Origin of the sequence: Acinetobacter sp. YH12086 (assembly GCF_013419345.1) — a bacterium.
GTDB lineage: Bacteria > Pseudomonadota > Gammaproteobacteria > Pseudomonadales > Moraxellaceae > Acinetobacter > Acinetobacter amyesii.
This window is the reverse complement of record NZ_VPAF01000031.1, coordinates 1-9444: the sequence shown is the minus strand read 5'-3', so window position 1 is coordinate 9444 and position 9444 is coordinate 1. Positions and strand designations below refer to the sequence as shown.

General features: G+C 34.6%; 16 protein-coding genes. 4 read left to right on the top strand and 12 right to left on the bottom strand.

Features of this window, described 5'->3' with window-relative positions:
* Both FTU29_RS16705 and mobQ read right to left on the bottom strand, forming a co-directional pair.
* Window positions 1-253: RepB family plasmid replication initiator protein (locus FTU29_RS16705; RefSeq protein WP_180122969.1), on the bottom strand; the 253-nt coding region annotated here is incomplete at its 3' end.
* A 635-nt stretch (window positions 254-888) separates the two neighbouring features.
* Window positions 889-2643 carry a MobQ family relaxase gene (gene mobQ / locus FTU29_RS16700; protein ID WP_257235117.1) on the bottom strand — a complete coding sequence of 585 codons (1755 nt, stop codon included), beginning with the start codon at window positions 2641-2643 and terminating at the stop codon, window positions 889-891.
* Window positions 2644-2901: 258 nt separating this feature from the next.
* On the opposite strand from mobQ, the gene FTU29_RS16695 reads away from it, so the two are divergent.
* Entirely contained in the window at window positions 2902-3276 is a 375-nt protein-coding gene (locus FTU29_RS16695) for a hypothetical protein (RefSeq protein WP_086322809.1), read from the top strand.
* Between the two features lie 176 nt (window positions 3277-3452).
* On the top strand, window positions 3453-3773 hold the full coding sequence (locus tag FTU29_RS16690) for a GrlR family regulatory protein (protein ID WP_179997607.1): 321 nt from the start codon (window positions 3453-3455) through the stop codon (window positions 3771-3773).
* A 45-nt stretch (window positions 3774-3818) separates the two neighbouring features.
* Here the strand turns inward: FTU29_RS16690 and FTU29_RS16685 are convergent, their stop codons facing one another.
* From FTU29_RS16685 to FTU29_RS16665, 5 genes are all read right to left on the bottom strand, one after another.
* Window positions 3819-4112: a type II toxin-antitoxin system RelE/ParE family toxin gene (locus tag FTU29_RS16685; protein ID WP_074947749.1), complete on the bottom strand. Its 294-nt coding sequence runs from the start codon at window positions 4110-4112 to the stop codon at window positions 3819-3821.
* On the bottom strand, window positions 4102-4347 hold the full coding sequence (locus FTU29_RS16680; protein WP_111885987.1) for a type II toxin-antitoxin system RelB/DinJ family antitoxin: 246 nt from the start codon (window positions 4345-4347) through the stop codon (window positions 4102-4104). The genes FTU29_RS16685 and FTU29_RS16680 overlap by 11 nt, the downstream gene beginning before the upstream one ends.
* Window positions 4348-4521: 174 nt before the next feature.
* Window positions 4522-4722, bottom strand: a complete 201-nt coding sequence (locus FTU29_RS16675; protein WP_163146734.1) for a hypothetical protein — start codon at window positions 4720-4722, stop codon at window positions 4522-4524.
* 555 nt (window positions 4723-5277) lie between these two features.
* Entirely contained in the window at window positions 5278-5604 is a 327-nt protein-coding gene (locus FTU29_RS16670; protein ID WP_005108845.1) for a hypothetical protein, read from the bottom strand.
* Window positions 5594-6025, bottom strand: a complete 432-nt coding sequence (locus FTU29_RS16665) for a hypothetical protein (RefSeq protein WP_005108844.1) — start codon at window positions 6023-6025, stop codon at window positions 5594-5596. Before FTU29_RS16665 ends, FTU29_RS16670 begins: the two co-directional genes overlap by 11 nt.
* Window positions 6026-6131: 106 nt before the next feature.
* On the opposite strand from FTU29_RS16665, the gene FTU29_RS16660 reads away from it, so the two are divergent.
* Window positions 6132-6446, top strand: a complete 315-nt coding sequence (locus FTU29_RS16660) for a hypothetical protein (protein ID WP_005108843.1) — start codon at window positions 6132-6134, stop codon at window positions 6444-6446.
* 77 nt (window positions 6447-6523) lie between these two features.
* On the opposite strand, the gene FTU29_RS16655 is transcribed toward FTU29_RS16660, so the two are convergent.
* Both FTU29_RS16655 and FTU29_RS16650 read right to left on the bottom strand, forming a co-directional pair.
* Complete coding sequence (locus FTU29_RS16655; RefSeq protein WP_067865280.1) at window positions 6524-6805, bottom strand: addiction module antidote protein; 282 nt, start codon at window positions 6803-6805, stop codon at window positions 6524-6526.
* Entirely contained in the window at window positions 6806-7108 is a 303-nt protein-coding gene (locus FTU29_RS16650) for a type II toxin-antitoxin system RelE/ParE family toxin (RefSeq protein ID WP_178962753.1), read from the bottom strand.
* A gap of 169 nt (window positions 7109-7277) precedes the next feature.
* Between FTU29_RS16650 and FTU29_RS16645 the strand changes: the two genes are divergently transcribed.
* Window positions 7278-7706 carry a hypothetical protein gene (locus FTU29_RS16645; RefSeq protein WP_000877730.1) on the top strand — a complete coding sequence of 143 codons (429 nt, stop codon included), beginning with the start codon at window positions 7278-7280 and terminating at the stop codon, window positions 7704-7706.
* Window positions 7707-7911: 205 nt separating this feature from the next.
* Here FTU29_RS16645 and FTU29_RS16640 read toward each other — a convergent pair whose 3' ends face one another.
* The 3 genes from FTU29_RS16640 to repM all read right to left on the bottom strand — a co-directional run.
* Entirely contained in the window at window positions 7912-8055 is a 144-nt protein-coding gene (locus FTU29_RS16640) for a hypothetical protein (RefSeq protein WP_166135746.1), read from the bottom strand.
* A gap of 12 nt (window positions 8056-8067) precedes the next feature.
* A complete protein-coding gene (locus FTU29_RS16635) occupies window positions 8068-8622 on the bottom strand; it encodes a plasmid replication DNA-binding protein (RefSeq protein WP_180005593.1) in 555 nt (184 codons plus the stop codon).
* 3 nt (window positions 8623-8625) lie between these two features.
* A partial coding sequence (repM, locus tag FTU29_RS16630; protein WP_180122967.1) for a replication initiation protein RepM occupies window positions 8626-9444 on the bottom strand: 819 nt, incomplete at its 5' end.

The following is a 9444-nucleotide window of genomic DNA, read 5'->3' as shown; positions in this document are numbered from 1 at the left end:
CCTTAAAAGAGAACTTTCTTTCAAAAAGATTATTAACTGCATTTTTTAGAGCGTTATACGCAGCTTCTTTGGTGACATCAAAGCGAGAAGCATAATCAGAAGCATGGATTTCTAATTTACTGTCGGATGAGATCCCTTGGCCTGTTTCTCTTGCTCTTATTATTGATAAAAGGATAAGCCGTTGCTCGGTTACTTCGAGATTATAACTGGCATTAATTAAGGCATTATCTTTTACTACTAAGTCATTTTTCATAAGACTGCATAGGTTATAAGTGTTATTAAGACTACATTAGCATTCGATGTAATCAAATGCAAAGAAATTGTAGTCTTATGACAAAGAAATTGTAGTCTTATGACAAAGAAATTGTAGTCTTATGACAAAGAAATTGTAGTCTTATCCACCTTGAAAGCCTTGCAAACAAAGGTTTTCAGAGAGTCTAAAAGCATTAAAAACTTTAAAAATAATTAAAAGCCCAGGAAAGGAAAAATTGCCCTTGGTTTTCGCTGCGCTCAAACTCTATTGAATCTCGCTTTCGCTCGATTCGTTGGGGCAATTTTTTGGCTCATTGGGTTGTGACTTTAAAAAAAAGCAAAAGCAGCTCGGAATTCGCTTCGCTCATGAGCTTTTTACTCGCTTCGCTCGACATAAAGCCATCGTAATCAGTTCGCACCCATTCGGGATGCTCTGATTCTGAGTTCTTGATACACAGGGGAGCCTGTAATCAGGGAAAAACAGGTGAAAAAATTTAGATCCCTGTAGTTCGCTCGTAGACACTCGCTAAATGCTCTCATTTGCGATTTAAGAGTTTTTTCTTAACTCAACTATAAATCTACTGTGGTTTAGCAAAACATCGCTAAAAACCCTATTTTTTTGCGTTTAAACAGCATTCACCAAGGTCGGTAATCGTTGTTATTTTCATTTTCTGGTTTTTTAGGCTCATTTTTCTGCTGTTTTTCCAATTCTTGGCGTTTTAAAAATGCCAAATGTTCTCGTTCGTGTCTTTCTTGTTCATAGCGTTGTTCTTTTTGCTCTCGTTCTTTACGTAATTGCTCTCTAAATTCACTTTCTCTGCGATCATTTTCAATTCTTCGTTGGCGATCTACTTCCGCTTGGCGTACTTGCTGCATTCTTTCTTGTTCAATTTTGAGATCATCTGCCCGTTTTGCTTTAAGGAGGGGACTCATATCATCATTAAAATCATGTAGGGTATCGAATGAATGAACGTACTCTCGTTTTAGCTTCTGCCAAAACGTGGGTTTTATCGTTGGTCGTTCAATCCCATTATTTTCCAGTATCTCTGAGCATTGACCTAAGCGTTGGACGACATTCTCAATATCGTATTCTTTAGCAAGTTGTTCGACCTCGGTTGCGTATTCTCTCCAGTTCTCATTTTTTGCCTGTTCTACTGATTTTTCAGTCGCATAAAAATCAGGTTTTTTTATATCTCTGTAAGTATGATGATAAGAGTCATAAAACAAATTATTGCTATGTAGGTAAAAATCGCTTTTGTTTTCTGCTAACCATCGTTTTGTCTTGGTGAGATTTGATTCAATCTGCTTTTGATTATCAGCAGCATTGCTTTGAATGGTGTAAAACTGATTGGCAAATTCTGCATAAATATCTTGGCACCGGATGAAGTCATCATATGCGTTGTCGATCTGTTGAACCTGTTGTTCTTGCAGGCGTTCTTCTTCTAGGTTGAGATTTACTAATTCTGCTAAAAGCTCTTTTTCTTCTGCTTCGGTTAACTGAAGTTCGTTTTCCAGCTGGGTAATCTGATCTTCTAATCGACTTGGAACAATAATTTCTTGATCAAGGCCCTTGATGATCTGTTGGTATTCTCGTGCAGCATCTAAATTTTTGGCTTTGATTGCATCATTTTCAAGTGCAATTCTTGGCAGCACAATTTCAGTGTTACGTTCTTCAAGCGGTCTTTTTTGTTCCTCGTCATATTGTCTGCGAAGTGCTGTAGCTTCATGCCCTTCATGATGAGTGGGTTCAAGAAAGTCTAAGCCCTGATCCTTGTAACTCCGGTGGTCGATGCGTTCGTCTAGTCCGGCATTTTCCAATACTGTGTTTACAACATTGGCAAAAGTTGCTCGGCTGTCCTTCAGGATCTCGGGACCATGGTCGTTGAAGATTCTTTGTTTCTTTCCTAATTCGCCTTTTTCATTGATGAGTCTGGTCGTGAACATCATGTGTACGTGATAGTTTTTATTATTGGTTTCATCGTTATGTTCATGTGGTGCATGGATGCAGGCATCGACAATAACATTGTGCTTGTTCACAAAGTCTCGGCAAAAGTCATCAACGATTTTTATGCGTTCTGCATCTGTTAATTCATGTGGTAAAGCACAGATATATTCTTTGGCGAGTCGTGCATTGGCTTTCATTGAGCCATTGGCATTGAATTCTTTTTTTTCTACTGTATTCCAAAGTGTTTGACGGTCTAAAAGTTTTGTATTGGTATGTTCTGGTGCATAAATATTTTTGTATGCAAGTCCCTTTTTTTTAGTGTAGTCCTGAGTCTTTCCAAAAGTCAGATCCTCTAATTTTTCACAGGCACGATAAGCAGCACAAGCAACGGCTGAACGTCCGTCACTTCGTGAGATGTTGCTTTCATTCAAATGAAAAATTGCCACTTTAAAAACCTAAATTTCTGCATACCGTGGTTTTGATTTTTGCAACTTTGAAAAAGTTGCTGACCATGCTAAAGCGAGGTCATGGGGTACAGGGGTTTCCCCTGTCGCAACGTCCACTTTTGAATGAAATGATAAAAGTGGGTAAGTGCGCCCTTCGTTTCACTCCGGGAAAACTTCGCTTCGCTACGTTTGATATTGCTCGCTTTGTTTTTTGACTCTATGATGATGTTTGGTTATTGATCATCACGGTTTAATACTATGTCAGATATTCAAGAAAAGAAAGATGCAGTTTTAAAGAAGCTCACTAAAGCACAGCAGAAGAAGTTATCTCTACAAGAGCAAATTGAGTATTTGAAAAAAGAACAAGAGCAGATCTTAGAACAGGCAAAACAGAAACAGAATGAGCTTAAACTTAAGCAGCAAAAACTTTTAAGTGAAGCCAAAGCTCAAGAACGGAAAAATGAAACTAGACGGAAAATTTTGCTTGGCGCTTGGGTTTTGAATAAATTTAAGAATGATGAATCTTTTAAACATCAATGGGCTGATTTTGAGCAGTTTTTAAGTGCGGAAAGTAAGACAGAAGAAAATAGACAGAAAGATAAAGAGCTTTTTAATGATCTTTTTAAGGGATAAGTTCTAAATTTCATATAAGAGATTTTATGTTAAATAAAGGTTAACTACTATGAAATGCTAATGTTTGTATTACAGGAGAGGTAGCTCAATTTGTTTGAACAACTAAAAGCTTATTTAAAGTTGAAATTGGCGTAAAATATATAAAACACTCACTTTGTTGAACTGGTATTTTAAGAATGCGAGATGGTATTTACTTCCTTGAATTTCAAGATAATTTTAATGATTTTGGTAATGGAGTTTTTGTAGTACAAAATAATATAATAAATGGTGGAAACTATGCATTTTCCTTTCAAGGTGAAATCATTAATCAAAAATCGAAAGTTATTATAAAACAACATGATAATAGTATAGAAAAAGCTATAAATGAAACTTTAAATGTATCTATTAAAAAGACGAATTATGATTATGAATTATTAGGGAGTATTACTAATAGACCTAATTTAGTCGTTTATATAAAAGCAAAATTTATAGGTGACTTATTTCTAAAATTAACATAATACACGTTATGCGAAGTCAAAAATGGGAGCTCTAAGCTCCCATTTTTAGTCTTTAATGCGCTTTTTCGCTTCGTCATAAACTATGCTGTCAGCTCGTTTCCCAACCGTAATGAGCAAGATAACTACCTGATCATCTTTAACTTGATAAACTAGTCGGACTCCAGCCTTTAATAATTTAATTTTGTAGCAACCTGCAAGATCACCTCTAAGCATATTCTTTGGAATATGTGGCTGCTCTATGACCTTGGCAAGTTTTTTCTTAAATTGATCTCTTATAGCACTAGGAAGCTTTTCCCATTCAGCTGTGAAGTCCTTATGACGTAAAAGCTTATAAGTCATCTAAAGTAATTTCCTCAAACATTTCTTTAGGATCATTAATACGTTTACGAACAATCGCTAATAGCTCGGTATCCTCTTCTGAGAGTAAGGCTTTTTGTACAGGGAGTTTCCCAGTCGCTGCAATGTATTCAAGGACATTTGTAAAAAACTCAGTAGGTGCAATACCTTGTTCTCTTAGAACTGAATAAGATTTTTCTTTAAGGGCTTCATCGACCCTGAAGTTAACAGTAGCCATTATTTTTCCCATTTATTGAATGCATAGGAATATTGTAATGCAAGTTGCATTACGTGGCTAGTTCGTATAATCCGTATTATGTTAATTTCAGAGAAACTATTACAAATAGAATATTACTTTTATATTCTCAAATGAGCCGCTATCTTTCTTAAAAAATACTATAAATAACTGTTATTACTGATTATTATTTTTTAAATCAGGGCGAATTTTATAAATATTATTTTGGAGTTCAAAAATATGACTGAGAGCTTTTCCTATCAGTAAGATATTTTCTCTATTTTCTAGTGATGGATCTGATTGAATCTTACTAGGAATACTGTCTAATAATATTGCAGCTTGATACAAATCATCATTTATTTTTTTTAATTGATCCATTTTTCTCTTCTATATATGTTGGTAAGGATCCCAATCATATTACATTGAGATCCTGATTTATTAGGCCGTGGTATATCTTGTTGTAGCTTCTCTAGTTTCTGAACTAAAAAGGTTTAATAATCTATCCGATGATGGTACAGGAAGATTTGGTGGATTCCAATCACCTGTAGTGATGCATGTATTTAAAGAGTTTCCACACTCTGACATTCCACCGCTACCAGCAGACCCATAGACATCAATACAGTCTGCATAATATTCTGCACACATCACAATTCTTTCGTTAAATAATATGAAGGCGTTGTAGGATCATATGCAAGAGCAAGACTACTAGTTATTATTGTACTAATTAGAACTATTTTTTTTAAGAACATAAGAAAATTGCAAAAGTGCATATTCTAAAAGCGGACATTTCTACTTTGGGCTTACATCTAAGTTTCGTATAACCGCCATTATGTTAAATGGAGGTTAGATTGGTGGAAAACTCCAGTTTTTGAAACTTCAAATAGAAGCTCTTTCGTTCAATTAGTAATTGTAATTTCTATATAAATTTATATTCTATTGAATAATTATTTCATAAATTCTCCTATCATATTTGGCTGCATATGTAGCTACTTCTTGATTAATCTTTTTATGACTTTTATCTACATATGAAAAGATTATTGAATCCTCATTATGCTGCTCATAGTTGATGGCGTATTTATATTCCGAATAAGGATAAAGAGTACCTAAGCTATAAGTTTTTTGAGCACTGATATAAGTTATTTTAAGATCTGTGATTGGGGCATTGGTCCAATTTTTAATAGAAATATATCCATTCTTTTCTAATGGTTGGCATCCTATAATTAAAACTAATGCAAGACAGTAAAATAGGCTATTCTTCATTTTGGTAGTTCTGTTCAATTGGTCTTATGAGTCGACTAATAACTATAACTTTTGAGGTATCACAGCTAGGATCTACTTCAGTTATCCAAGAATAATTATTTTTTTCTAGAGGATAGGATTCTCCGCCTCCATATGCTGCTTTATCACCTAAAAAATAAGTATCCGAATCTACTTTTAGGCTCTTAGTTTCCATATCCCAATCTAGAGTTTTTGTAGCAAAAATTGGCAGAACTTTAGATCCATCAGCATGTTCTAGGTATAGGCATTTACCTTCCCTAATAAGCTTAGCCTCACTATAACTTGCATTATCTGCTCCCCCCGTATATTGAATACGTGGAACAACTATATTTGATTCAATTTTTTCTGTAACTGGACTACAGGCTGCAAGTAAACTTAATAAAATAAATTCTAATCTTTTCATATTAAAGGAATTTTTTGATAAAATCATAATAGAGAAATTAAAGCAAATTATTCCAAAAGGCTCTGATTAAAAATTGTTAAAATTAATAGATATATGAGATAAAATTATGAAAAAATTTTTATATTTTAATTTCTTAGCAATTATTTTGACCTACGTATCTTTGCTTTATCAAAAAAATATATTAGTTGACCGCATAGTTGTAGATAAGCTTGGAGAAGTTGAAGTCATAGCTGGGGGATTTCCTCTACAGTTCCTTATAGATGGTGAAACCTCTCCAGTCGGAAGTATAAGTATCAATCCTTTATTTATTTTCATCGGCATGGATCAATTTGTTTTTCTCAATTTTTTTATTGATTATTTATTTTGGATAAGTATTTTATTTGCTTTTTCTATGATTGTGAAAAAGTACAGAATTGTATAGATCTCCTAAAATTAACATAATACACGTTATACGAAATTAAAAAATGGAGCCTAAAGCTCCATTTTTTAATAATTTTTTTAAATTGCTAAGCGCAAATTTAGTGCTTTTACAACTTTAATCACCGTATCAAAACTAGGGTTCACATCACCAGAAAGTGCTTTGTAAAGACTTTCTCGGCCTAGACCTGTATCTCGTGATAATTGAGCCATTCCTTTAGCTTTAGCAATGTTACCTAAAGCTTTAGCAATGAATGCGGCATCACCATTAGATTCTTCGATACATGCTTGTAAGTAAGCCTGCATATCTTCTTCTGTTTTAAGATGCTCAGCACTGTCCCATTTGCGAAGTTTAATAGCCATTTATAGCTCCTCCTCTAAATCTTGTGCCAATTGCAGGGCAAGTTTTATATCTTTACTTTGCGTAGACTTATCTCCGCCTGCTAAAAGAATAACAACCCTTTGCCCTTGTTTGCAGTAGTAAATCCTATAGCCTGGTCCAAAGAAGAAACGTAATTCAGAGACACCTTCACCAACTGGTTCAGTATCTCCAAAGTTTCCATCTTCAACCCGATCAATTCGGACTTGTATGCGTCTTTTTGCCTGTTGGTCTTTTAACTTGGTGAACCATTCATCAAAGACTTCAGTGGTATATATTGAGTACATAAACAAAATGTATCCTACAGGATACATTTATGCAAGAAATAAACTTGGTTTTGGGGAGCCTGAAACGCTGAATTTCGTATAACAGCCATTATGTTAAATAGAATCAAAAAACCTCCAATAAAATCGTTATAGTATTATTATTTATTGAATAGATAAGAGAATTAAATTAGTGAAATACTCAAATGAAAAAATAGTAAAAGCTCTCTTACTTTCTCCTTTACCACTACTTTTTTTCACAGCAGTCCTGTTTATCGTAATGAATCAGGAATACAGCCTATACTCGATTTTAGTGGTTCTTGTAGGGCACGGTCTTGTCTACTTGGCTTATTGTATTTTGACTGTACCTTTCAGCTTCATATTCTCAATTCTTTTAAATCGTTATAACAGTCTTAATTTATTAACTATCTGTATTGCCTCTATAATTATTGCTACTCCATTTTTTATTCTTTTTGGATGGAGTCACACAGGAGAAATTTCGAAAGAGTGGTGGAAGATGTATACAGATACATGGACTATCTTTATGGCTCTATTTCCTGGCTTATGTTATTGGCTATTTCTGATTAACCTAAAAGATAAGAAATCAAAGAATATTGAATAAACCATTGCATAGAGATTCTTAAATTTCCCTAAAATTAACATAATACACGTTATACGAAATGCGTTATAATTATCCTTATAATTCAACGCTGTAGTTCCTAGTTGATAGCCCGAGTTTCCATGACCGGGCTTTTTTTATGATTTTTCACGTTCCACGCCTATTATTTAAGCAATGTTTCACGATTTTGATTAGCTCAATTGAATAATCAGGATGACTGGTCTTTTTCTTTTTGGCGTTTATCCAGCTCTTTTTTCAGCTCCTTTTTATCCTGGTACGATGCGATCAGCATGATCGGGATCAACAGTGGGGCCACAATAATGCCTAGGGCAATGTCTTTCAGTTTCGGCATGATCTTTCTCCCTTAGTCATTATCAAAAACAGCATTCAGTACACGGCCAAATAAGCCACGTTTTTTCTTTGTCTCATAATGCGTATTTGGTACGTGTTTTGGTGTTTCATTAGGGCGTGTCACCAATGTCTCATGGGATGTTTTAATTTCACTATCTCTATTATTATCAATAGTTTCACTTATTCCATTATTGTTGTCGCATGGTGCATCATTGGAATGTGTCACTGGTGTATCATGAGACATTTTTTCTTCAGACTCTTTATGCCCTAATAGCAATTGAAAGCGGTCTATTTGATCTAAATAGCGTTTCTCACGATCTTTGTATGACTCAATTTCCTTTTTCATAAAATCAACAAGCTGACGTAAATCAGCATCATCTTTAGACTGATCCACTTCTTGTTTTTGTTCATGCTTTTTGATCGGCTCTCCAAAGCATCGGATGACTTCTGCAATATCAAAAAGACCATCAGCGCTTCGAGATATACGCCCTTCTTTTATGGCCCTATATAGCGTAGAACGACTGACGTTAAAGCGGTTAGATACTTCACTTAGTGATAATTTAGCCATTTACTAAATCCTTTTATTTAATGGCATATATCCCACTTTTTTTAGGTATGGATATAGTTCTTTGATTTTTTCAGGATCGTGAAGCATCTCAGCAATACGAATAGCAAATTGTGGATAGCTTTCAGTTCCCTGGGAATACCGACCCATTTCCGGTAGCTCTGAAAGTTTATTGGCAAACATGTGGCGTTGTGCATCGGTCATTTGGGTAAAGAGATCTACCGTGTTTGGATCTCTTTCTGAAGGTATCGAATCAATTTTTTTATGCTTAAAAGTGAATGATAAGCCTGAGATAGATCTTCCTGTTTTGTACTGTTCGTATTTTACATGTATATCAGTCAGCTCATTGATTTGCTTTATGGCTGGTTCTAAAACACGACTTTTAAAATTAACCATTTTTTGATATTCATTCATCTCAAGTCCTAATTTTTCTCTGAACTCAGATAAAGAAATAACAGGTGTTTTTCCTACGTCTCTCCAAGCAATTAGAAACTCATATAGACGAATAGCATATTTGCTAGTTAGTTGCGCAACCTGTTTAAGTTGATAGCTCGTAAAGTGCTTTTCCAATCTTGTAATAAGAGGAACAACATCTGGTGCAAAGGTAACTTCTAATGTAGCAAGGTCATCAACATATGCAATTCGGCTAACCCAGCGGGATTTGACTACAATTTCTTTGTTTGTATCTTTATGAATTTCCTTAAAAGAGAACTTTCTTTCAAAAAGATTATTAACTGCATTTTTTAGAGCGTTATACGCAGCTTCTTTGGTGACATCAAAGCGAGAAGCATAATCAGAAGCATGGATTTCTAATTTACTGTCGGA